The sequence below is a fragment of the Mucilaginibacter sp. UR6-1 genome, assembly GCF_020880975.1.
In the GTDB taxonomy this organism is placed as follows: domain Bacteria; phylum Bacteroidota; class Bacteroidia; order Sphingobacteriales; family Sphingobacteriaceae; genus Mucilaginibacter.
Genome location: NZ_JAJIWP010000002.1, coordinates 400,483 through 422,168 on the forward strand (window position 1 = coordinate 400,483; position 21,686 = coordinate 422,168).

24 protein-coding genes are annotated in these 21,686 nt (G+C 44.6%); 12 read left to right on the forward strand and 12 right to left on the reverse strand.

What is annotated here, in order from left to right; translation table 11 throughout:
- Positions 1–107 precede the first annotated feature (107 nt).
- From LJ707_RS07000 to LJ707_RS07030, 7 genes are all read left to right on the forward strand, one after another.
- Entirely contained in the window at positions 108–728 is a 621-nt protein-coding gene (locus LJ707_RS07000; RefSeq protein WP_228950097.1) for a porin family protein, read from the forward strand.
- 136 nt (positions 729–864) lie between these two features.
- Complete coding sequence (gene gldG, locus LJ707_RS07005; RefSeq protein WP_228950098.1) at positions 865–3,258, forward strand: gliding motility-associated ABC transporter substrate-binding protein GldG; 2,394 nt, start codon at positions 865–867, stop codon at positions 3,256–3,258.
- 39 nt (positions 3,259–3,297) lie between these two features.
- Complete coding sequence (gene dnaN, locus LJ707_RS07010; RefSeq protein ID WP_228950099.1) at positions 3,298–4,422, forward strand: DNA polymerase III subunit beta; 1,125 nt, start codon at positions 3,298–3,300, stop codon at positions 4,420–4,422.
- A 71-nt stretch (positions 4,423–4,493) separates the two neighbouring features.
- Positions 4,494–4,724, forward strand: coding sequence for a hypothetical protein (locus LJ707_RS07015; RefSeq protein ID WP_228950100.1), 231 nt, complete (start codon positions 4,494–4,496; stop codon positions 4,722–4,724).
- Between the two features lie 63 nt (positions 4,725–4,787).
- A complete protein-coding gene (locus LJ707_RS07020; protein ID WP_228950101.1) occupies positions 4,788–5,441 on the forward strand; it encodes a DUF4397 domain-containing protein in 654 nt (217 codons plus the stop codon).
- A gap of 14 nt (positions 5,442–5,455) precedes the next feature.
- Complete coding sequence (locus LJ707_RS07025) at positions 5,456–6,187, forward strand: DUF4397 domain-containing protein (RefSeq protein ID WP_228950102.1); 732 nt, start codon at positions 5,456–5,458, stop codon at positions 6,185–6,187.
- A gap of 38 nt (positions 6,188–6,225) precedes the next feature.
- Positions 6,226–6,879: a DedA family protein gene (locus LJ707_RS07030; RefSeq protein ID WP_228950103.1), complete on the forward strand. Its 654-nt coding sequence runs from the start codon at positions 6,226–6,228 to the stop codon at positions 6,877–6,879.
- A gap of 12 nt (positions 6,880–6,891) precedes the next feature.
- Here the strand turns inward: LJ707_RS07030 and LJ707_RS07035 are convergent, their stop codons facing one another.
- Positions 6,892–7,779, reverse strand: a complete 888-nt coding sequence (locus LJ707_RS07035) for a zinc dependent phospholipase C family protein (protein ID WP_228950104.1) — start codon at positions 7,777–7,779, stop codon at positions 6,892–6,894.
- 128 nt (positions 7,780–7,907) lie between these two features.
- Between LJ707_RS07035 and rpsT the strand changes: the two genes are divergently transcribed.
- The 3 genes from rpsT to LJ707_RS07050 all read left to right on the forward strand — a co-directional run bounded on the left by rpsT (position 7,908) and on the right by LJ707_RS07050 (position 9,372).
- Positions 7,908–8,162, forward strand: a complete 255-nt coding sequence (gene rpsT, locus LJ707_RS07040; protein ID WP_194103699.1) for a 30S ribosomal protein S20 — start codon at positions 7,908–7,910, stop codon at positions 8,160–8,162.
- A 235-nt stretch (positions 8,163–8,397) separates the two neighbouring features.
- Positions 8,398–9,096 carry a DNA repair protein RadC gene (gene radC, locus LJ707_RS07045; RefSeq protein ID WP_228950105.1) on the forward strand — a complete coding sequence of 233 codons (699 nt, stop codon included), beginning with the start codon at positions 8,398–8,400 and terminating at the stop codon, positions 9,094–9,096.
- 57 nt (positions 9,097–9,153) lie between these two features.
- Entirely contained in the window at positions 9,154–9,372 is a 219-nt protein-coding gene (locus LJ707_RS07050) for a hypothetical protein (protein ID WP_228950106.1), read from the forward strand.
- Positions 9,373–9,381: 9 nt separating this feature from the next.
- Here the strand turns inward: LJ707_RS07050 and LJ707_RS07055 are convergent, their stop codons facing one another.
- Together LJ707_RS07055 and rlmN are read right to left on the reverse strand one after the other, a co-directional pair.
- Complete coding sequence (locus LJ707_RS07055; RefSeq protein ID WP_228950107.1) at positions 9,382–10,080, reverse strand: ComF family protein; 699 nt, start codon at positions 10,078–10,080, stop codon at positions 9,382–9,384.
- 3 nt (positions 10,081–10,083) lie between these two features.
- The gene (rlmN, locus tag LJ707_RS07060) at positions 10,084–11,145 is read right to left on the reverse strand and encodes a 23S rRNA (adenine(2503)-C(2))-methyltransferase RlmN (protein WP_228950108.1); all 1,062 of its coding nucleotides are present in this window, start codon (positions 11,143–11,145) and stop codon (positions 10,084–10,086) included.
- Between the two features lie 149 nt (positions 11,146–11,294).
- On the opposite strand from rlmN, the gene LJ707_RS07065 reads away from it, so the two are divergent.
- Positions 11,295–12,470 carry an amidohydrolase family protein gene (locus LJ707_RS07065; RefSeq protein ID WP_228950109.1) on the forward strand — a complete coding sequence of 392 codons (1,176 nt, stop codon included), beginning with the start codon at positions 11,295–11,297 and terminating at the stop codon, positions 12,468–12,470.
- 52 nt (positions 12,471–12,522) lie between these two features.
- On the opposite strand, the gene LJ707_RS07070 is transcribed toward LJ707_RS07065, so the two are convergent.
- The 9 genes from LJ707_RS07070 to LJ707_RS07110 form a co-directional block, all read right to left on the reverse strand.
- Positions 12,523–14,403, reverse strand: a complete 1,881-nt coding sequence (locus LJ707_RS07070) for a DNA topoisomerase IV subunit B (RefSeq protein WP_228950110.1) — start codon at positions 14,401–14,403, stop codon at positions 12,523–12,525.
- 79 nt (positions 14,404–14,482) lie between these two features.
- Positions 14,483–15,121, reverse strand: a complete 639-nt coding sequence (locus LJ707_RS07075) for a hypothetical protein (protein WP_228950111.1) — start codon at positions 15,119–15,121, stop codon at positions 14,483–14,485.
- Positions 15,122–15,266: 145 nt separating this feature from the next.
- Entirely contained in the window at positions 15,267–16,256 is a 990-nt protein-coding gene (gene ftcD, locus LJ707_RS07080; protein ID WP_228950112.1) for a glutamate formimidoyltransferase, read from the reverse strand.
- Between the two features lie 40 nt (positions 16,257–16,296).
- Positions 16,297–16,794 (reverse strand): hypothetical protein, encoded by a 498-nt coding sequence (locus LJ707_RS07085; RefSeq protein ID WP_228950113.1) that lies wholly within the window; start codon positions 16,792–16,794, stop codon positions 16,297–16,299.
- 4 nt (positions 16,795–16,798) lie between these two features.
- Positions 16,799–17,101 carry a hypothetical protein gene (locus LJ707_RS07090; protein ID WP_228950114.1) on the reverse strand — a complete coding sequence of 101 codons (303 nt, stop codon included), beginning with the start codon at positions 17,099–17,101 and terminating at the stop codon, positions 16,799–16,801.
- A 26-nt stretch (positions 17,102–17,127) separates the two neighbouring features.
- On the reverse strand, positions 17,128–17,538 hold the full coding sequence (locus tag LJ707_RS07095) for a DUF6157 family protein (RefSeq protein ID WP_228950115.1): 411 nt from the start codon (positions 17,536–17,538) through the stop codon (positions 17,128–17,130).
- A complete protein-coding gene (locus LJ707_RS07100; protein ID WP_228950116.1) occupies positions 17,525–18,031 on the reverse strand; it encodes a hypothetical protein in 507 nt (168 codons plus the stop codon). Before LJ707_RS07100 ends, LJ707_RS07095 begins: the two co-directional genes overlap by 14 nt.
- 5 nt (positions 18,032–18,036) lie before the next feature.
- Positions 18,037–18,423, reverse strand: coding sequence for a DUF3037 domain-containing protein (locus LJ707_RS07105; protein ID WP_228950117.1), 387 nt, complete (start codon positions 18,421–18,423; stop codon positions 18,037–18,039).
- Positions 18,401–19,192 (reverse strand): HipA family kinase, encoded by a 792-nt coding sequence (locus LJ707_RS07110; RefSeq protein ID WP_228950118.1) that lies wholly within the window; start codon positions 19,190–19,192, stop codon positions 18,401–18,403. Before LJ707_RS07110 ends, LJ707_RS07105 begins: the two co-directional genes overlap by 23 nt.
- Positions 19,193–19,384: 192 nt before the next feature.
- Between LJ707_RS07110 and LJ707_RS07115 the strand changes: the two genes are divergently transcribed.
- Entirely contained in the window at positions 19,385–21,670 is a 2,286-nt protein-coding gene (locus LJ707_RS07115) for a prolyl oligopeptidase family serine peptidase (RefSeq protein WP_228950119.1), read from the forward strand.
- Positions 21,671–21,686 lie beyond the last annotated feature (16 nt).

Sequence of the window (21,686 nt, forward strand, 5' to 3'; positions counted from 1 at the left end):
GTTTACTGGCCCGGGTTGCTTATTAAGAAATGGGAAAGTTTGATATTCAAAATTAATTTTACTTTTGACTCCGAAAAACAACTTAAATTTTAAAACATTCAACTACAATGAAAAAAACATTACTTGCGTTAGTAGTACTAACAGGTGCGGCATTCAGTTCATTCGCACAAACCAGCAAACCGGTATCTTTTGGTATTAAAGGTGGTTTAAACTTATCAAAACTTACAGCATCAGGTGGCGGTGAGTCAATGTCAACAGGAACATTAACCTCTTTTCATGCAGGTTTATTTGCTGATGTTGCCGTTTCAGAAACCTTTTCAGTACAGCCGGCTTTATTGTTCACTCAATTAGGTTCAAAAGAAACCGAAGGCGATGCTTCAGCAAAAACTACCATTAATTATTTGCAGTTACCGGTAAACGCTATTTATAGCGCCCCTACAGGTACCGGTAAATTTTTTATAGGTGCTGGCCCGTTCTTAGGTTATGGCTTATCAGCTAAATACAAAATCAGCGGCGCTGGTGAGGCTAACGGTTCTGCCGATATTGATTTTGGCGACAATGGTCTTAAAAGAGTAAATGTTGGTGTAGGCGCATTAGCAGGCTACAAACTGGAAGACGGATTTTTATTAAACGTAGGTTACGATTTAGGTTTAACCAATATTGCTGATACTGATGGCGGTTCATTAAAAACACGCGCTTTCACCGTGTCAGTAGGTTACGCTTTCTAAAAGTAGAGAAACCTCATAAATTAAGCAACAAACAAAAAGCCCTGCAGGTCATCTGCAGGGCTTTTTGTTTGTTTAATATTCAACATCGGGTAATCAACCTAAATTATCGTAAATTCGGCGTTTACATTGTTTATTTGTGTTAAGCATCTTTAAAAAAGAAATATCAGCCTATTTAAGTTCACTGGTAGCCTATATCACCATTGGTGTTTTTTTGCTGGTGATGGGGCTTTTTTTATGGGTATTCCCTGATTCGAGCATACTGGAGTACGGCTACGCCAGCCTGGAGAGCTTGTTCAATACGGCGCCTTTCCTGTTCATGTTTTTGATACCGGCCATCACCATGCGCTCGCTGGCCGAGGAACGCCGTGAGGGCACGTTTGAGCTGCTGCTTACCCGGCCGCTTACCCATTTACAAATTGTGTTGGGCAAATATTTGGCTTGCCTGCTGCTGGTGCTGTTCGCGTTGCTGCCAACACTGGTTTACTACTATTCGGTGTATACACTCGGCGCTACCGAGGGTAATGTAGATACCGGTGCGGTTATCGGCTCATACATCGGCTTGTTTTTGTTGGGCGGAGTGTTTGTAGCCATCGGCCTGTTCGCATCGTCTATTAGTAAAAACCAGATCATCGCTTTTACTATTTCAGTATTTCTTTGTTACTTTTTCTTCAGCGGGTTTGATTCGTTGAGCCGTTTGCTCTCCCTGCAAAATACCGATATTCAAAGCCTGGGCATTACTGAGCATTACGAGTCGGTTAGCCGTGGTGTGTTGAATACGCGCGACCTCGTTTATTTTGTTTTGCTTGCCGCTTTGTTTATTTGGTTAACTGTATTTGTACTCATCATGCAGCAGCAAAAAAGCATCAGGGGTACAGTTATGCTAAGCGTTTTGAGCCTGTTTTTCCCGCTTACGCTGATGGCGACCAAAGCATTTACACGGTTTGATTTTACAAAGGAAAAACGCTTCACCCTTTCAATAATAAGCGAGAACGTGATGGATAGCCTGGCTGCGCCGGTAAAGGTTACCGTGTTTTTAGAGGGTGATAACTTTCCGGGTGGATTTAAGCGCTTGCAGCGTGCCACGCGCGATATGCTGAGCGACCTGCAATCCTACAGCCATGGTAAAATGGAGTTTGATTTTGTTGACCCTCTGGATGGATTAAATACTGAAGAGCAAAATACGGCCATCGCAAGTTTCCAGGACAGGGGCATTGAGCCAACCAACCTAAGCGTGAAAACAGATGACGGCCTGTCGCAAAAAATGATATTCCCGGCGGCTATGGTGTCTGCCGGTGGTAAAGAAATTCCGGTAAAGCTGCTGCAAACCCGCATCGGCCTCTCGCCCGATGAAGTGCTGAACAACTCCATCCAGAATTTAGAATACGCCTTTACATCAGCCATAAAAAAAGCAACCGGCGGCGGTAAGCCACGTGTAGGTTTTACCGAGGGGCATAATGAGTTAAGCAACCTGCAATTAAATGATGCGCTGCGGTCATTATCCGATGGTTTTTTGGTTGGCAGAGTTGACCTGAAAAGCATTCCTTTTGATAGCCTTAAAAAACTAAGCCTGCTGGTTATACCCAAGCCGGATGCGCCGTTTACCGAGACCGAAAAATTCAAACTGGATCAGTACATCATGAATGGCGGCCGTGTGCTTTGGGCCATTGATCAGGTTAGCGCCGAACTGGATAGCCTGCGCGGCAAGGGCGGCGAGCAACTCGCCTTTCAAAAGAAACTTAACCTTGACGATCAGCTTTTTCGTTATGGCATTCGCATCAATGCCGACCTGGTGGCCGATATGAGCTGCTCACAAATACCTGTCGCGGCGGGTAATGTGGGCGGACAGGCGCAGATCCAGCTTGCGCCCTGGCTGTTTTACCCGGTGTTTATCCCGCAATCAAAACATCCGGTAGTAAAAAATGTAGACGGTATAACCAGTCAGTTTGCCAGTACCATTGATACTATCTCGGTTAAAAACGTAAACAAAACCATACTGCTCAGTACTTCGCCTTATGCTAAAAAGCTCACTGTACCTTATATGTTAACCTTGCAGGCTTTGGAGCAGGAGCCCGACCCAAAGGAATTTTACAGCGAGCCAAAAACTACAGGTGTATTACTTGAGGGCAGGTTTGCCTCAAACTTTCGTAACCGCCCGGTGCCCGAAGGGGTTGAGCATTTTACGGTGCTGCCCGAAAGTAAGCCCACAAAAATGATAGTATTTAGCGATGGCGACCTTTTCAAAAACCAGGTGGCTGCCGATGGCTCACCTTACCCGCTGGGGTACGACCGCTATAGCCGCCAAACTTACGGAAATAAAAACCTGCTGCTTAATATTGCCGATTACCTGACGGATGATTCGGGCCTTATTGAGTTGCGCGGCAAGGAGATACAGTTGCGCCTGCTTGACAGGGCTTTGGTTAGGAGCCAAAAACTGTACTGGCAAATAATAAATATGAGCCTGCCATTGGCAATAGTGTTAATATTTGCTATTTTTCAACATTATGTGCGCAGGCTAAAGTATGCCCGCTAATTTTTATACTTTTGATTGACTAAGATTTAAGAAAAATATATGCGATTTATCGTTTCTACATCAACATTGCTTAAGCAGTTACAGGCTGTTAGCGGTGCTCTGAGCAACAGCACGGTTTTGCCCATTCTGGAGAACTTTTTGTTCGAGATAAAAGATGGCAACTTAACCATATCGGCAACCGACCTGCAAACCAGCATGACCACATCGCTGGCGGTAGAGGCTAAGGAGAACGGCCGTATAGCTATACCTTCGCGTATATTGCTCGATACCCTGAAATCATTGCCTGAGCAACCTGTAGCCTTCTCGGTTGATGATACCACATTCGCTATTGAAATAAGCGCCGGCGACGGTAAATACAAACTAAGCGGCGAAAACGGTGAGGACTTCCCGAAAATTCCGGTAGTTGAAAATGCATCGTCAGTTAACCTGCCTGCATCAGTATTGGCCGAGGCTATCAATAAAACCATCTTCGCGGTAAGTAATGATGAGCTGCGCCCTGCCATGACAGGCGTATTCTGCCAGTTATCGCAGCAGCACCTTACCTTTGTAGCTACTGATGCGCATAAGCTGGTACGCTACCGCCGTAAGGATGCACAGGCGGCCAGTGCTACCTCATTCATATTGCCTAAAAAAGCGTTAACCCTGTTAAAGGCTGCTTTGCCGGCTGATGATGTAAACGTATCAGTTGAATATAACAACACCAGCGCCTTTTTTAAATTTGGCAGCATTAACCTGGTTTGCCGTTTAATTGACGAGCGTTACCCTGATTACGAAGCGGTTATTCCGTTAAATAATCCTAACAAATTAAATATTGACCGTTTGGCATTCCTGGGCTCACTTAACCGTGTGGCTATTTATGCTAACAAAACCACGCACCAGGTAAGGCTGAAGATAAACGGTAGTGAGTTGCATATCTCGTCAGAAGATATTGACTTTGCCAACGAGGCGCACGAACGTTTAAGCTGCCAGTACGAAGGTGAGGATATTGAAATAGGTTTTAACGCGCGCTTTTTAATTGAGATGCTTAAAAACCTGAGCAGCGAAGAGGTGGTATTGGAAATGTCGACCCCTAACCGTGCCGGATTATTGTTACCGCAAGGCGGAGATGAAAACGAAGATGTGCTGATGCTGGTAATGCCGGTTATGCTTAACAGTTATGCATAAGTTGTAAACTCAAATTATAAATCCAAACTAAAAGCCGTGCACTTGTGCATGGCTTTTTTAATAACAAGGCCATGCGTAAAACATCGGGAATAATTTTGATTGTGTTGAGCTGTTTGATTGTTGTTTTCGCTATTGCTGATCAGCTATCATTCCAAAAATATAGCAGTGCATCGGGCACTGGCGAAAAGCTGGGTATTGCTTTAGATATAAATGGTTTGCTATTATTTGGTGTTCTTTTGGTATTGGCAGTGTTTATGTTTATAAGAGGCAGAAGGTTGCTTTTACAGGCTAACAATGCATAATAAGATCAACTTTTTGCTTTCAACTATAACAAACATCACAAACATCAGTTATATATTAGCGCCATGAAATTTAAGGTTACTGTTATTGTTTTAGCTGTTGTTGCAGCGTTGGTATCCTGCCAGGATGAGGATGTAGCGCCAACCGTGCCGCCATCAGCCGCCATTAGCTTGGTGAACGTTAGCGCGCGCAGCTTTAACTTTTTTATGAATGGTACCCGCCTTAACAATACTTCAACCATTTATCCGGATGGTATATCAGGTTACCTTGAGGTTTACTCAGGCCGGCAAAATTATCAGTTTAAAAATGATGGCTCGGCTGAGGTAGGCCTTGCCTTGCCGTTATCTCTTGATTCGGCAAAGAGCTACACCCTTTTTGCTGCAGCGCTTGATACGGCCAACATCATCCTGGTTAATGATGACCTTACGGTTGATACCGGCAATGTGGCCATGATACGTTTTGTGAATGCATCGCCAAAAGTTAACCCGGTTGCGCTTTCACTCAATGATACAACAAAGGTTAACGCCGCGGCATATCGTTCGGTGTCTGATCTGATCCGCATAACTCCGGGCATCAAAAAGCTTTCTGTTACCGGAGGGGGTAAAACAGTAAGCGACAGTGTTACCTTTACCCGGGGCAATGCGTATACCATATATACAAAAGGCGACCCGGCCATAACCGGCGACGGTGGATTTAGCGCGGACATTATTCAAAATTAATGAGGCTCAAGTAAATGAATAACCATAAAAGTAACCTCCTGTTAACCCTTACACTGCTTGTTGCGGGTGTAATGTTCTTTCCGCTTATATCATCGTGCACCAAAAACGGTAACATCAACCCAACCGAAGCTAAAATAGAATACCAGGTTATTAATTTGAGTTATGATGCTTTGCCGCTTAACCTGTATGTAAAACTGCTAAAGCAAAATACCAGTGTATTCAGGTATCCTACACCATCCGGCTATTTCGGGCTAACAACTATTGATACACCTTTTCAAATACGTTCGGCCGCTACGGGAAGCGTGGTTAACCTGCTTAAAATTGATAGTACAAACCTGTCGCGCGAAACAAAGTATTCGTTATTCATTACAGGTTCACGGGCTCAAAATACTTTGAGCTACATATTTTTAGTTGATACCAGTACGGTTCCACGTGTTGGCCGGGGCAAAATACGTTTTGTTAATGCCTCGCCGCGAGTGAATGGGGGGGCTGACGGTTTAGTGTTAACTGCCAATGAAACAGAAGCTTTTAAACAGCAAAAATTTAATACAGCGAGTGATTATATTGAACTGCCAGCAGGGATATATGATTTTAAGATAAAGCCCTTTGGCTCACCTACGCAAACGCTTGAAGAAATTGAGAATACCACTATTCAGGATGGTAGGTTGTACACAATTTACGCTTATGGCCGGCCCTCTTTTACTGATTCAACAGCGTTTGGCGCAGCTATTTTAACCAACAGATAGTCGATTTTATTTATATTTTTACGGCAAAATTTACCGCTGTGGAAGTAATAAAGAGCATCATTGATTTTATACTGCATATTGATAAGCACCTTGCCCAAATCTCGCACGATTACCAGGGCTGGACTTACCTGATACTTTTCCTGATCATTTTTGCTGAAACAGGCTTTGTTGTTACCCCGTTCCTTCCCGGCGATTCCTTACTTTTTGCCGCGGGCGCACTTATAGCCGGTGAACAAACCGGACTTAATATTTACCTGCTGGCCTTACTGCTTGTGGTGGCAGCGTTTTTGGGTAATACCGTTAATTATATGCTTGGTAATTACCTCGGCCCCAAGGTTTTTAAAGAAGACAATAAAATACTTAAGCTTGATTATTATCTGCAAACCAAGGCCTTTTTTGATAAGCATGGCGGTAAGGCAGTAATATTCAGCAGGTTTTTGCCTATTATACGTACCATTGCACCATTTGTGGCAGGCGTAGGCAGTATGCCTTTCGGCAGATACAGCCTTTATAACATTGCCGGAGGCTTTGCATGGGTGATCAGTTTTTTATTCCTGGGTTTCTTTTTTGGTAATATCCCGGTAGTAAAGGAGAATTTTACGCTGGTGGTATTCGCCATAATATTATTCTCGATAGTGCCGCCAATATGGGCCGCCATAAAAAGCAGGAGCAACAAAAAAAAGAGTATCTAAAATTTTGCCGGGTTAATTAGTCGGCTTAACTATCAATTTACTCAAATCAGGCTGCCCGGCATCAACCCAGGCTGAAAACCAATAACTCGCAGCCTCATACATAGCCGAGCGCATTTGCCGCTCAACCATGCCTTTTAACAGGGTATGATAGGCCCGGCAATATTCGGGCGCGTATACTTTTACCTTACGTTGCCCGCGTTTTTCAATAGCGTATTTTTTATCAGCCGGGAAGCGCTTGTTGAGTAATCGCTCCAGCCGCAACACACTATCAGCTTTGCCGAATGATCGCTGGCAAATAACGAAGGCCTGGGTAAGAGGATTATTAATATATTTTGCCTTTTTAACCGGATAACGATACTTGTCAGCAAATAATTCAGGCAGGCGGCTTTCCCATAAAGCGTGGATGCCGTCCTGGCCGCTCAGTTGCCCGTCATGATTCAGCACCAGGTGCAGGGGCACATGAGCATCGGCCACGTAGTGTGCCAGGTCGGCTGAGTTGCGCAGGATGGAGGTGGTATCATGCTCCTTAAATGCCTTTACCAGCCAATAGTAACGTTGTTGTATGGTCCAGGGCAGGGTGCCGTGTTTCAGTAAGGTATCGTGCGTGTAGCGTTTTTCAAAATCCTTCCACTTACGTGGAATAGTTTTGAACGGGGTTTTGCCATAGCGGTCGGCATTAAAAAAGTGGCGGGGTATCTCAGCCGAGTCAACATAACGTCGTTTATCGGCCGTGGTGGCATGTTCAACAATAAAATCAATATTAGCCTTGTAAAAAGATGCCATGGCTTTGGGCAGGGCCAAAACGGCCATGCGGTTAATACGCTGATGGGCATAATAGCCCCATGAGGATAGTATTAAAAGGGTTAGGATAGCCACCGCGCTGTACGCCGCTCTTTTCATACCCAAATATGCTGATTAACTTTAACATGCAAAATAAAACGAATTTTAAAAAGGCTTTGTATAATTAAAAAAATCCTTCTATCTTTGCAGTCTTAAAATTCAAGAAATAAAGGATAACAAGCTATAAGATGGCAAATCATAAATCATCATTAAAAAGAATCAGGGCAAATGCTGCGAAGCGTCTGCGCAACAGGTATCAGGCTAAAACCACCCGTAACGCAATCAAAAAATTAAGGGGTGCAACAACTAAGGCTGAAGGAACAGAGCTTTTAGGTAAAGTAATTTCAATGCTTGACCGTTTAGCTAAAAAGAACGTTATTCACAAAAATAAAGCATCAAACAATAAATCAAAACTTACTAAATTCGTTAACGGTTTAGCATAAGCTTTATTTATTAAATAATATTGAAGGGGATAGTGCATTGCATTATCCCTTTTTTTGTTGATCGGTTTTTTATTATACACGCTATAACTCACCCCGCCTACGCTTCGCTGGACACCCCTCTCTGCGTAAGCAAAGAGGGGAACTTGTTTAAATCCCCCTCTCTACCGCAAGGGGTGTCCAGCGAAGCGTAGGCGGGGTGAGTTATTTCCGATAAATTCCATAAATTCGAGTCCTGATGAGCAATTACCAGAACCATATCAGCATTAAGGCATGGGCCGAGGAGGATCGTCCGCGCGAGAAATTGAGCGGACAAGGAAGGCGTTCGCTTACCGATGCCGAGCTGATAGCGATACTCATCGGTTCGGGGAGCCGTGATGAATCGGCAGTTGAACTGAGCAAACGCATACTGCACCATTACGAAAATGACCTGAACAAGCTGGGCAAAGCATCCATTAGTGAGCTTTGCCGGTTTAAGGGTGTAGGGGAGGCTAAGGCTATCTCTATTATAGCAGCCCTTGAGGTTGGCCGCCGCCGTAACGAAACGGAGAGCAAGCCGCCCGAGGAGGTAAAAGGCAGCCAGGATGTTTTTAAGCTAATGCGCCGCCACCTGATGGACCTGAACCATGAGGAATTTTGGATAGTGCTGCTCAGCCAGTCATCAAAAGTACTGTCAAAAGAGTTGGTGAGCCGGGGCGGTATATCAGGCACGGTGGCCGACCCGAAGATCATCTTTTATATGGCCTTACAGCAGCAGGCCAGTGCCATTGTGCTGATCCACAACCACCCATCAGGTAATTTGAAACCCAGCCAAATGGATATTGACCTTACCAAGAAGGTAGTGAATGCCGGTAGGATGCTGGATATTAATGTGCTCGATCACCTCATTATTACCGACAAAGGTTATTTTAGCTTTGCGGATGAGGACCTGTTATGATATTTTTGAAACAACCAGCTAACTGTGCCGTTGTACTAACAATAAAACACAAACACCATGATAGAGCCAGAAGACGACGAATTACAACAAGACGATCAGTTAAGTCAAAACGACGAACAAGCCAGCCAGCAGGATATTCATTCCAATGGGTTTGACGATACCGTTGAGGATTTTGGCGAGGTTGATGAAACCTCTAAAGCCGAGCAGGCTTATGATGCTTCAGAAAGCTCATACCTGCTTGATTTTGGTGATGATACCGACCCTGACGAAGATTAATAATTATACTTACTCGGCGTAAGCAATAGTAGCAATACTTAGTTTAAGGCCGGGTACTTTAAGCAATTCAATACCGCAGGCTTCTAAAGTGGAGCCTGTGGTTACAATATCATCAACAAGCAGTACATGTTTGTTGATGAGTTTAGCGGCATCAGCAACGGCAAAAACCTGCTGCATATTCTCAAACCTTGCAAACCGCGATTTCCGGGTTTGTGTTTCGGTAGCCATAGTTCGTATCAGGTTATCAACCTCAACAAGCGCATTAAGTTTTTGGGCTAAGCCATCAGCAAATAACCTGCTTTGGTTGTAACCCCGTTTGCGTAGTTTGCTTTTATGCAGCGGCACCGGTATAATGTAATCTATTGTATCGGTTTGATGAATGGTTGTAAGTTGTTCACCTGCAATATTGCCTAATAGTACGCCTATCTGTTTCTCGCCATCGTACTTAAAACGGTGTACCATGTTTTGCACTTTGCCACCTTTGGTAAAGTATAATAGTGCATAAGCATGCTCAACTTTAAGCTTACCCCAAAACTGGCGGGCAACAATATTATCCTTATGCTGATGAAAATTGGTATAAGGTAAATCATACCGGCAATGGGTACAAATAACTTGTTCGCCTTTTATCAACTGCCCGTTACAGGCGGCACAAAGGTCGGGGAATATGAGCGCAATAAAATCGGCCAGGTAGGTGTTACGCAGCCACATGTATTATACGGCTTTTTCTTTCTCTTTAATAGCAAGTTGTCCGCAGGCGGCATCAATATCCTTGCCACGGCTGCGGCGCAGGTTGGTAATAATGCCCTGCTTGCGCAGGTAAGCGGCAAAGGCCTCAACCTTATCCTCGCCCGCGTTAATGTAGCTGGCAAAAGCTATGGGGTTATACTCAATAATGTTAACCTTGCAAGGCAGGTGCTTGCAAAAACGGGCAAGCTCAATAGCATCCTGAATATTGTCATTAACACCATCAAATATAATGTACTCGTACGTTACCGGGTTTTTGGTTTTGGCGTAATAATATTTAAGCGCGTCGGCCAGTGCTTTTAATGAGTTTTGCTCGTTAATAGGCATAATGGTATTGCGCTTTTCATCATTAGCGGCGTGTAACGAAAGCGCAAGGTTAAACTTAACCTGGTCATCACCCAGTTTTTTGATCATTTTGGCAATACCCGCGGTTGATACCGTTATGCGTTTGGCGGCCATGTTCAGGCCATCCTCTGACGTGATCTTTTCAATAGACTTCATTACATTGGCATAATTAAGCAGCGGCTCGCCCATGCCCATGTATACTATATTGCTAAGCGGCTGATCATAATTTTCACGGGCCTGCTTGTCAATCAGCACAACCTGGTCATAAATCTCATCAGGATTTAAGTTGCGTTTGCGCTCCATATAGCCGGTAGCGCAAAATTTACAGGTAAGGCTGCAGCCCACTTGTGATGATACACAAGCCGTCATCCGCTCTGGCGTTGGTATTAATACACCCTCAATTAAATGGTTGTCGTGTAAAATAAAAGAATTTTTTATAGTTTTATCACCACTTAGCTGTGAGGTATGAATTTTAACATTGTTAATGGTGAAATTCTGCTCAAGCTTGGTACGCAGTTCTTTTGAAATATTGCTCATTTCGTCAAATGAAAAGCAAGATTTTTTCCAGAGCCACTCGTATACTTGTTTAGCTCTGAACCCCTTTTCGCCCATTTGGATGAATTTATCCTGTAAAGCGTTGAGGGTTAAGCTTCGGATGTCAGTTTTAACAGTTGCAGTGTTCACGGTATAAAGGTACTTAAATTTAAAAGTTTTTGTGTTTTTGTAAAATCATTTCTTTTTATTTGATTAAAAAACAACAACTATAAGTTAATTGTATTAAATACATGGGGCATATTTGGAAAGAAAGTTTGAGAAGATGCTAACAGATACCAATGAGAAATTTTAGAGCCGATTACGTTTTTCCAGTTTATGCCGATCCGATAAAGAATGGTATCGTTACCGTTGATGATAATGGTAAGATATTAGCGATCTCCGACGATCCTTCAACAGTTACAGGTGATATAGAGCAATTGAGCGGCATTATTTGCCCCGGCTTTGTAAATACTCACTGCCATCTGGAGCTTTCGCACATGAAAGACAAGATAGCTTCAGGCAACGGGTTGGTAAACTTTGTAAAAGAAGTGATCACAATGCGCCGTACCGTTGTTGCTAATGAGCGGCAAGTAACGGATGCCGCCATTGCTGCCGATAAACTGATGTATGACAATGGTATTGTTGCCGTAGGCGATATATCAAATACTGATGTAACCGCGCCTGTAAAAAAGGCAAGCAAGTTATACTACCATACGTTTGTAGAAGCCATGAGCTTTATACCCGAACGGGCGCAAGCGGTTTTTGACAGTGCCCTGCAAACGCTCGAAAGCTTTAAGCCCCTGCCGGTTTCTATCACCCCTCATGCGCCGTACTCGGTATCAAAGGAGTTATTCAGGCTGATAAAGAAGTATAGCGATACCGGTAAAAATCTTATCAGCATACATAACCAGGAGTGTGAGGACGAGAACAAGTTTTACCGCTACAAGCTTGGCGAGTTTAACGATCTGTATAAATTTTTAGAGATCGATATTGATTACTTCAAACCGCAGGCGCGCAACTCCGTACAATCTATTGTGCCTTTGCTAAGCAATAACCAGGAGATACTGCTTGTGCATAACACCTGCACCAACTTAAAGGATATATATTTTGTACGCCGGTTTGATAAGCGGGTAAACTGGTGCTTTTGCCCCAATGCCAACTTATATATTGAAAAGCGCCTGCCAAAAATAAACCTGTTTATTGATCAGGGCTTTAATATTACTTTGGGTACCGATAGCCTGGCATCAAACTACGGGCTTAGCATATTGAGCGAGATGGCCACTGTGCAGCAACATTTTCCGCAGATAAGCACCGAGCAGTTAATAAAATGGGCAACCATTAATGGTGCCGAATTTTTAGGTATCGATAAAAAATATGGTACGCTGTTACCGGGCAGGTCGCCGGGGTTGAACCTGATCACCGGGCTTGATAATTTGAAGATAACCGCCGAAACCCAGGTAAAAAGGTTGATATAAAAAAAATGCCTGCTTAGTATAAGCAGGCATTTTTTTATGGAATTCAGTTTACTTAAACTGCCACGGCTAATTCGGCATCGGCAACAAGCGGGTTAATGCTTTCATCATCCTTTTCAACACGCAGGTTTTGCACAATGTGCTGCTGACGGGCAGGCGTATTCTTGCCCATAAAGTATTCTAACAAACCTTTGATGTTGGCATCCTTTAAAAAAACCGGGTCAAGGCGTATATCCTTACCTATAAACAGGCCAAACTCATCCGGAGATATTTCACCCAAGCCTTTAAAGCGGGTTATCTCGGGTTTGTTGCCCAGTTTGGCAATGGCGTTGCGGCGTTCTTCGTCGCTGTAGCAATAAATGGTTTCCTTTTTATTACGCACGCGGAAAAGCGGGGTTTGTAATATGGATACGTGCCCGGCCTTTACCAAATCTGGGAAGAACTGTAAAAAGAAGGTCATCAGCAGCAGGCGGATGTGCATACCATCCACATCAGCATCGGTAGCTATCACAATATTATTGTAGCGCAGGTTATCAATACCATCCTCAATATTTAAGGCGTGCTGCAGCAGGTTAAATTCCTCGTTCTCGTAAACTACCTTTTTGGTTAAGCCAAAGCAGTTAAGCGGCTTGCCTTTCAGGCTGAATACAGCCTGCGTCATCACATCGCGGGATTTGGTGATCGATCCGCTGGCCGAATCACCCTCGGTAATGAACAGGGTGGTTTCCTGTTTGCGCTCGTGGTTATCATCAAAATGCAGCTTGCAATCCCGCAGTTTGCGGTTGTGCAGCGATGCTTTTTTGGCACGCTCGTTGGCCAATTTTTTAATGCCGGCAATATCCTTACGCTCACGCTCTGATTGCAGTATACGTTTTTGCAACTCATCGGCAACGGCCTGGTTTTTATGCAGGTAATCGTCGAGCTCCTTTTTAACAAAATCATTAATAAAACCACGTACAGTAGGCCCGTCAGGCCCAACGTTTTGCGAGCCCAGCTTGGTTTTGGTTTGCGACTCGAACACCGGTTCCTGCACCTTAATGGCAATTGCCGCCACAATGGATGCACGCACGTCGGCCGCGTCAAACTCTTTTTTATAATACTCGCGGATGGTTTTTACCACCGCCTCACGGAAAGCCGCCTGGTGTGTGCCGCCCTGCGTGGTATGCTGTCCGTTAACAAATGAGTAATACTCCTCGCCGTATTGCTGCCCGTGCGTCATGGCTATTTCGATATCCTCACCCTTCAGGTGGATGATAGGGTAGCGAATGGTATCCGGGTTGGTATGGCGGCTAAGCAAGTCGTGCAGGCCCCGTTCCGAAAAAAATTTTTGCCCGTTAAAGTTGATGGTAAGCCCCGAATTAAGGTAAACATAATTCCATATCATGTTCTCCACAAACTCCGGTATAAAACGGTAATGCCTGAAAATGGTATCATCGGGCATAAAGTTTATGGCCGTACCATTGCGCTGGCTGGTTTCTTTTTCAGGTTCGTCCCTAACTATCTCTCCTTTGGCAAACTCAGCTATCTTGGTGCGCCCGTCGCGGTATGATTGTACGGTGAAAGCGGTAGACAAAGCGTTTACCGCCTTGGTACCCACACCATTTAACCCTACCGATTTTTGAAAGGCTTTGCTATCATACTTACCACCGGTATTTATTTTTGATACGCAATCAATCACCTTACCCAGCGGTATGCCACGCCCGTAATCGCGCACGCTAACCTTGTGGTCGCTCATGTTTACCTCAATGGTGCGGCCGCTGCCCATCACAAATTCATCTATCGAGTTATCTACAATTTCTTTCAGCAACACATAGATTCCGTCATCATACGCCGAGCCATCGCCCAGTTTACCAATGTACATGCCGGGGCGCAGGCGTATGTGCTCTTTCCAGTCGAGGGAGCGTATGCTATCTTCACTATAATTCGGTTCAGCCATATATGCAAACGTTGTTTGTTGGGTGCAAAAATACACCCGGTTAAAGCAAAAATAAAGTTTTACATGAGTTAGTCAGTCCTTAATCTGCTAACTTGTTAACATTTTGGGGTATCGGTTTAAATTTGAGGCTGCTGCCGGCGCGCTCAACATTCTTGTAAAACTCCGGATCTTTTTGGTTGGTAAAGCAAACTATCAGTATAGTGCCGGTATGATATTTTTGCAGGGCAATAAGCAAGGCATACTGGTAATGCTTGGTTTCGGGCATATCCTCCAGTGTTAACATGTACGACCGGCCTGCATCGGCATTGTAACGTTTAAGCGCCGCAGGCGGCAACACGCGTACAAAGGAGTTACGCTGCCCGGTAAAAGCAATGGCATGGGCACGGGCAATGTCCTTATATATCGAATCGGGATTAGCCAGTTTCAGTTGCTCGTCAGACTTAAAGCGCTCATAACTTGCCCAATTCTCCTTTTGCGATCGCACCTGGTACCATACCTCAAATTCATGGCCGGGTATATCCATGGCGTAATCAAACGTAAAGTCTTCATTATTTAAAGCAGGTACTTCCCTGAAACCGTTTGGCGCTTTAAAGCTCACGTTGGCACGGTTGGCAATGCTGTCAAACACGGTGTATTGCGTGGTTGCCTTTGTTTTTATGGGTTGTTTTTGGGAATGCTTTACCTGGGCACTGGCAGTAATACAAATGGCAAATAACATGTACAGCAAAACTAATTGCGTTATTTGTATTTTACTTAGCCTCATTAATTACAGGAGATATTAATCGAATGTAGAACAAACAATTTTTAAATCAAAATAATATTCGGCAGTTGTTTACGAAGTATGAAAAGAATGAAGAAGTTTCTTAAATATTTAAGATGTACTCGATCACTCTTTGGTCAACCTCAAACTTTCCCAACGCGCCGAGTTTTAATTCGTTTACGGCTGTTTCTACGTTAAAATTTTCGTCCGGGTTATAATTTATTCCCTCAAGCTCTAAAAAATATTTGCCTGCTTCAACTAAGCAGCTAAGCGGTATCAGGCCGATAAGCTCACTGCCGGTAACATTTGCACCAAGCTTTTGAGCCTGCCTGCGCACTTCCTCAAATACAATATGCACCGGTGTATGCTCAATGTTAGTGAGATTCATGGATACCTGGGCGGCATTATATTCATCCATATACCAGCCTATGGCCTTAACAAATTTAAGGCTGCCGGGCGCGCCCTTATAACCGCTTTCGCGCACGGCATAAGCTATTTTTTTTGCTACGTCTACAGATTTTGTATCAAGTGTAATGTTATAAGCCACCAGGTAATTGCGTGCGCCGATCACGGTTGCGCCACGTTTGGCATCCATTTCGTCAGGGCCGTAGTCGGGCTGCCAGCCGGGTTGATTAATCTTATCAAAAAAACCTTCATACTCGCCCGAGCGGATGACAGACAAATTGCTGCGACGATTATCGGGCTGCGAATTTTCGTACAGGTAAACGGGTATCTGTAACTCTTCGCCAACACGGCGGGCCAGTAAATCGGCATATTTAACCACTTCATCCATGCTGATGCCCCGCACCGGTACCAGCGGACAAACATCGGTAGCGCCCATGCGGGGGTGCTCGCCCTTCTGGGTGCGCATATCAATCAGTTGGCCTGCCGTTTTAATGGCGGCAAAGGCAGCATCAACCACGGCCTGCGGCTCACCAGCAAAGGTGATCACCGTGCGGTTGGCATCGTGCCCGGGGTCAACATTAAGCAGGCGTACACCCTCAACACTACTTATGGCATTGGCTATCGCGGCAATAGTTTCGGCATTGATGCCCTCGCTAAAGTTGGGTACGCATTCTATGATTTGTTTCATGGGGATGATGTCGAATTTCAATGATCGTTATATTGATCGGTCATTCCTTACTTAAAGTGTCAACTTTTTTCAATAAGTCAGGCATTCGGTTATAACCTTTCATTTCTCTGATTATTTGGGTTGCTTCTTTCAAGTTTATTCCTACTGATGAAACATACAATGGTTTTTGGCTCTGTCCGCGTAATAGCTCGTCTACAGTAGTAGAGTTGTTTTGAAATTTTGCCTTTGCAACACCAATTATAGCAACCTGTCCATTTAACGCTTCCCAAAGCTTACCACCTAAGCCATAGTTGCCATTATCATCAATAAATACATGACCATCGATAATAATTACATCTATATCACTAAGCCTTATTTTTGAAAGAAGTTTAAGAATGCAAGGAAGCTCCCTTTTGTAAAATCTCCCAGGTTCGTAATCTTCAATATTTGCAGCATATTCTACTATTGTAGCTTTTACTTCCTCCGAGCCAGGTATAAATATCAAACCAACCGCTTTTGCAATAGTACCTACGTAGTATACATCTATAGCTAAATACATAATTTTAGGGCTTGGGACCAAAGTCAAACTCATCAATCAAGTTACCCTGCTCATCCCATTCACGGTACAACCCATAACGTTTATTAAAAGCTATGAACCACTCTTCTTTGATTTGTCCGTTGAGATAATAATCCCTTTGTGCGCCTCCTAAATGACCATTTTCAAATTCCTCTTCACTTACCAGTATTCCGTCAATATATTGCACTATCGTGCCGGTAAACGGCTGCCCCTGATAATATAATATTTCTCCCCCGCCAGCGTCAAATCCTTTGTTCTCAAGATCTTCGTATGCTACTCTGAGTTCCATATTAAAAAATAACTTATATGTTAATATTAAGCTCTTTTCGAGCGCATGGCCTTTACCTGTTTCAACTGTTTGTTTTGGCTGAGCTGCTCATACTCGTCACTGCCCAAACCAAAAATTGCAACCTTTCCATCGGCATTGCTGTGTATGCCCCAGCCGTAGCGCTTGGCCAGGGTTGACGAGCGCAGACAGGCTTGCCCTTTTGAAAAATATTGTTTACGCCCGGCAGCTTTTTCTGTTCCGCTGATATTATTCTTCAACGCGTAAGCCTCAAATATCACATCATCCGAAGTAAACTCATACGGATGATGCGCCATCATATCAAACTGAATGTTGGCGATTGATTTATTATCACCCTTTACCGGCGGAACCTCGGCCACCGTAACCGGACAATCGTCAGCTACCCGAATAAATGTATCGTAGTAATTAGTGGTGTGCATTGGGTGATGTTTTGTACGCTTCTTTAAAACTATTATGATAAAATTTTAATAGCTTATCTAATGTTCGCCGATTAACATTCAAGTCTTCTACCAAAAATTGTTCATGACCTTTGGGGTGTTTATAAGTTAAATACGTTTTAGGGTATTTATAGCTTCCGGCGCGTATTGTTTTTATCCCTTTAATCTGATTCCATGTATAAAATGAAGTTGATGCTGTTTGTACACCTTTATTGTTAAGTATAATTTGAGGGGCAGGGTTGGTTGCTCGTCGATATTTCTTTACACCCAAATAAGCGCCTGTACATGTCAATACAAAGCCAATCGGTTGTTCGTTAAATACTGTTAAATAAATAATTCCAGCTATAGCGATGATTATGCTTATAGTCATCTGGATTAAATTAGATGGTTTTGAATAATAAATGATTGTTTCTTCGGGCAACAAGTCGCTGTCATAACTCACTGCATCATCAGTAAATCGTTTAGTTTTTTCCATCTAATTTACAAAACCAATTTCTCAAACAATATCTTCAACTTTTGCGCCGGGTCACCATCGCATAAACCCGGGTGTGTTTTTGATGATTGTACCACCGTGCTGCGGGTAGCGGTTAACCACCTGAAACGTGAGGCTACATCCAGCGTACCGATAGGCCCACCGGCCTTGCTGCCCAGGCTGATCTGCTCAAAGGCGGCAAAGTGATGCTGCAAATCGTCAATATCAAGCTCGCTGTACAGGGCTTTCAGCCGGTCGGCATCAAGCTTGTACTCAAAGCCCAGATATTTTTGCTTCGGGCAATATAATATTACTCCTACGTTGATGAATTCCTCGCGTTCTACCCTGGGTACTACGCGCACTACGGCATACTCAAACAGTTGCGGCTCGGGCATGCTGTACCTCCTTTACAAAAACTTCCGACGCGGCAATGCGGCGGATCAAAAATTCATAATAAACATCTCTCCGCGCCTCGGGCTCCTCATCGCCCAGCCAGCTAACGGGTATCAGTTCAACTATTTTGCGGATGCGCTCATTGGTCAGTATGGCTTTAAAGTCCGCATCGGCCTGTTCTATCTGTGTAGCTAATGGCAGCAGCACATGGTCTTTTATCTGCGCGAAAGGGCGCAGCGCCATTTCCTGCCAGTTATCCCACGAGTGGTGGAAGTATAAGGATGCGCCATGATCTATCAGCCACAACTCCTTATGCCAAACCAGCATATTGGTATTGCGCGGCGTGCGGTCAACATTGGTGAGCATGGCATCCAACCATACAATACGCGAGGCTAACTGCTCATCCAGGCGGGTAACCACCGGGTCGAACGTTATAGCGCCCGACAGGTAATGCAACGCCAGGTTAAGGCCAACGCTGGCTTTCAGCAGGTCCTGTATCTCCTCGTCGGGTTCTGAGCGGCCAAAGGCAGTATCCAGGTTAGCGAAAACCAATTCGGGCACCCTGAAACCAAGCAGGCGGGCCACTTCGCAGCCTATCAGTTCGGCAATCAGCGCCTTAACGCCCTGCCCGGCACCGCGAAATTTGAGCACATATAAAAAATCGTCGTCGGCCTCGGCAATGGCCGGGAGCGAGCCTCCCTCGCGCAGTGGTGTAACGTAACGGGTTACGTTTACCATGCGCAGCTCCGGCTTAAAATCCGCGTTCTCCATCCCGCTAAAATAAGGCAATAATGTTGAATTATATAGCCGCTTTGCAGTGCTTTGTAACAGCAATATAACCAAGCCGCATTAAATATTACCTGATAATCTTCGGATTTTAACCGATGTGCCGCGGGTTGGTGTTTTTACTGTTTTGGTGTTGTAATTTAACGTCATATAATCCCCTAAGCAATATTAAATATAATGAAGATCAGCTCAGTTATACCCTGCCTCGCTGCAATGTTGTTGATGCAAAACACGTTTGCCCAGCAGCAAAAAACCACGCCTTATTTACCTACACAACAGGAGGTGCTACAATCGTTCAAAAAAGCTAACGAGTTAGATACCGCACTGAAAAACATAAGCGTAGTAACCAACATTACCCCCAACTGGCAAGCTGATGGTAACAGCTTTTGGTATCGCAAACCGCTTGATAACCGTGAGGCCGAATACTACCTGGTAGATGCCGCCACCGGCAAAAAACAGTTAGCGTTTGACCATGAACGCCTGGCTAAAGCCATTACTAAACTGACGGATAGAAAAACAGACGCGCAAAAGCTATGGATAAATGAGCTGTTTTATAGCGATGATAAAAGTAGTATAACCTTTAAAACAGGTAACGACTGGTTTAAAATAGACCTGAAAAATTATAAAGCTGAAAAAGCTACCAAGCCCGACCAGCAGGCTTACAACCCCAACCGTCCGCTGCAACACCGCCGGTACCGCTGGGGAGGTTTTAATACCGATTCAGTATCGCCGGATAAGCAGTGGACGGCCATGCAAAAAAAAGGTAACCTTGTAATTAAGAATGCTAAAACCGGTAACGAGATAACATTAAGCACCGATGGTACAACCGAAGCGCCGTATGGCGAGTTCACCTGGTCGCCGGATGGGCAATACGTTGTAGGCTATCACATTAACTACAAAAAAATAAAGGATGTTTATTATGTGCTGAGCTCGGTACCGGGTACCACCCGCGGGCAATTGCGCACCCGCGATTATGCCCAGCCCGGAGATGACTTTACCAGTTACGAGCCCTTCATCTTCAACACAAAAACAAAAAAACAGTTAAAGATAGAGGCCGATAAGATAGACTTTTTTGGCGCGCCCGAACTGCATTTTCGGGAGGGTAACAGCCGCTATTTTACGTTTGAAAAGGTTGACCGCGGGCATCAGCGTTTCCGCCTGATAGAGGTGGACGGCCAAACCGGCAAAACCCGCAATATTATTGACGAGCGCACTAAAACGTTTATATATGAGCAGCGGATATTTACCTATTATCTGCCCAAAACCAACGAGGCGGTTTGGGTAACCGAGCAAGATGGCTGGCGGCATGCTTACCTGGTAAACACTATTACCGGTAAACAACAACTGATAACCAAGGGTAACTGGGTATTGCGCGATATTGATAGTGTTGATATACAAAAAAGGCAGCTATGGTTTAAAGGCAGCGGCATGAACGCAGGGGAGGACCCTTACTTTATACATTACTACCGCATAGGTTTTAATGGCAGGGGATTGATCGATCTTACTCCTGAAAAAGGCAACCACCAGGTAACTTACTCGCCCGACCGTAAGTATATGATCGACGCTTACTCGCAGGTTGATGTGGCACCGGTGGTGAGTTTGCGCAGCACGGCAACCGGTAAAAAGATTGCGGATATTGAAAAGCCCGATCTGGCAAAACTATTGGCTACCGGCATTAAACTGCCCGAGGTTTTTGTGGCCAAAGCCCGCGATGGTAAAACAGATATCTGGGGGGTAATTTATCGCCCGGCCAATATGGACCCAAACAAGGCTTACCCGGTTATCGAAAATATCTACGCCGGTCCGCAGGACTCATTTGTACCCAAGAATTTCGCGGCAGTTAACGAGATGCAGAGCATTGCCCAATTGGGTTTTATTGTAGTACAGATAGATGGCATGGGTACTGCAAACCGCTCAAAGGCTTTTCATGATGTATGCTGGCATAACCTGGCCGATGCGGGCTTTCCTGACCGTATATTGTGGATGAAGGCGTTGAACGCCAAATATCCGCAGGCTGATATTGATAGGGTGGGCTTATACGGTACATCAGCCGGCGGGCAAAATGCCGCAGGCGGTTTATTGTTCCATCCCGAATTTTACAAGGCTGGCGTGGCCGCCTGTGGTTGTCATGATAACCGCATTGATAAGCAATGGTGGAACGAACAATGGATGGGTTACCCGGTTGGCCCGCATTATGGCGCGCAATCAAACATTACCAATGCTGCCAAGCTGCAGGGCAACTTAATGCTGATCGTAGGGGAGGCCGATGAGAACGTTCCGCCGGAGTCAACCCTGCGCTTTGCGGATGAACTTATAAAGGCTAATAAGGATTTTGATTTGCTGGTTATACCCGGCATGGGCCATAGCGATGGCGGGGTATATGGCCGCCGCAGTAAAAAGAACTTTTTTATAAAACACCTGCTCAAAGCCGAATCGCCGGTTAGGGGTGCTGAAGGGATTTAGTAAAACAACAACTGCC

Coding starts and splice junctions, on each gene's coding strand:
- LJ707_RS07035 (WP_228950104.1), bottom strand. CDS start 7,779: ATGAAAAGAGCGGCGTACAGCGCGGTGGCTATCCTAACCCTTTTAATA.
- LJ707_RS07055 (WP_228950107.1), bottom strand. CDS start 10,080: ATGTGGCTGCGTAACACCTACCTGGCCGATTTTATTGCGCTCATATTC.
- LJ707_RS07115 (WP_228950119.1), top strand. CDS start 19,385: ATGAAGATCAGCTCAGTTATACCCTGCCTCGCTGCAATGTTGTTGATG.
- LJ707_RS07065 (WP_228950109.1), top strand. CDS start 11,295: ATGAGAAATTTTAGAGCCGATTACGTTTTTCCAGTTTATGCCGATCCG.
- ftcD (WP_228950112.1), bottom strand. CDS start 16,256: ATGAAACAAATCATAGAATGCGTACCCAACTTTAGCGAGGGCATCAAT.
- LJ707_RS07100 (WP_228950116.1), bottom strand. CDS start 18,031: ATGGAAAAAACTAAACGATTTACTGATGATGCAGTGAGTTATGACAGC.
- LJ707_RS07050 (WP_228950106.1), top strand. CDS start 9,154: ATGATAGAGCCAGAAGACGACGAATTACAACAAGACGATCAGTTAAGT.
- LJ707_RS07025 (WP_228950102.1), top strand. CDS start 5,456: ATGAATAACCATAAAAGTAACCTCCTGTTAACCCTTACACTGCTTGTT.
- LJ707_RS07085 (WP_228950113.1), bottom strand. CDS start 16,794: ATGTATTTAGCTATAGATGTATACTACGTAGGTACTATTGCAAAAGCG.
- LJ707_RS07070 (WP_228950110.1), bottom strand. CDS start 14,403: ATGGCTGAACCGAATTATAGTGAAGATAGCATACGCTCCCTCGACTGG.
- LJ707_RS07015 (WP_228950100.1), top strand. CDS start 4,494: ATGCGTAAAACATCGGGAATAATTTTGATTGTGTTGAGCTGTTTGATT.
- LJ707_RS07075 (WP_228950111.1), bottom strand. CDS start 15,121: ATGTTATTTGCCATTTGTATTACTGCCAGTGCCCAGGTAAAGCATTCC.
- LJ707_RS07105 (WP_228950117.1), bottom strand. CDS start 18,423: ATGCCCGAGCCGCAACTGTTTGAGTATGCCGTAGTGCGCGTAGTACCC.
- radC (WP_228950105.1), top strand. CDS start 8,398: ATGAGCAATTACCAGAACCATATCAGCATTAAGGCATGGGCCGAGGAG.
- LJ707_RS07020 (WP_228950101.1), top strand. CDS start 4,788: ATGAAATTTAAGGTTACTGTTATTGTTTTAGCTGTTGTTGCAGCGTTG.
- LJ707_RS07000 (WP_228950097.1), top strand. CDS start 108: ATGAAAAAAACATTACTTGCGTTAGTAGTACTAACAGGTGCGGCATTC.
- LJ707_RS07095 (WP_228950115.1), bottom strand. CDS start 17,538: ATGCACACCACTAATTACTACGATACATTTATTCGGGTAGCTGACGAT.
- dnaN (WP_228950099.1), top strand. CDS start 3,298: ATGCGATTTATCGTTTCTACATCAACATTGCTTAAGCAGTTACAGGCT.
- rpsT (WP_194103699.1), top strand. CDS start 7,908: ATGGCAAATCATAAATCATCATTAAAAAGAATCAGGGCAAATGCTGCG.
- LJ707_RS07090 (WP_228950114.1), bottom strand. CDS start 17,101: ATGGAACTCAGAGTAGCATACGAAGATCTTGAGAACAAAGGATTTGAC.
- LJ707_RS07110 (WP_228950118.1), bottom strand. CDS start 19,192: ATGGAGAACGCGGATTTTAAGCCGGAGCTGCGCATGGTAAACGTAACC.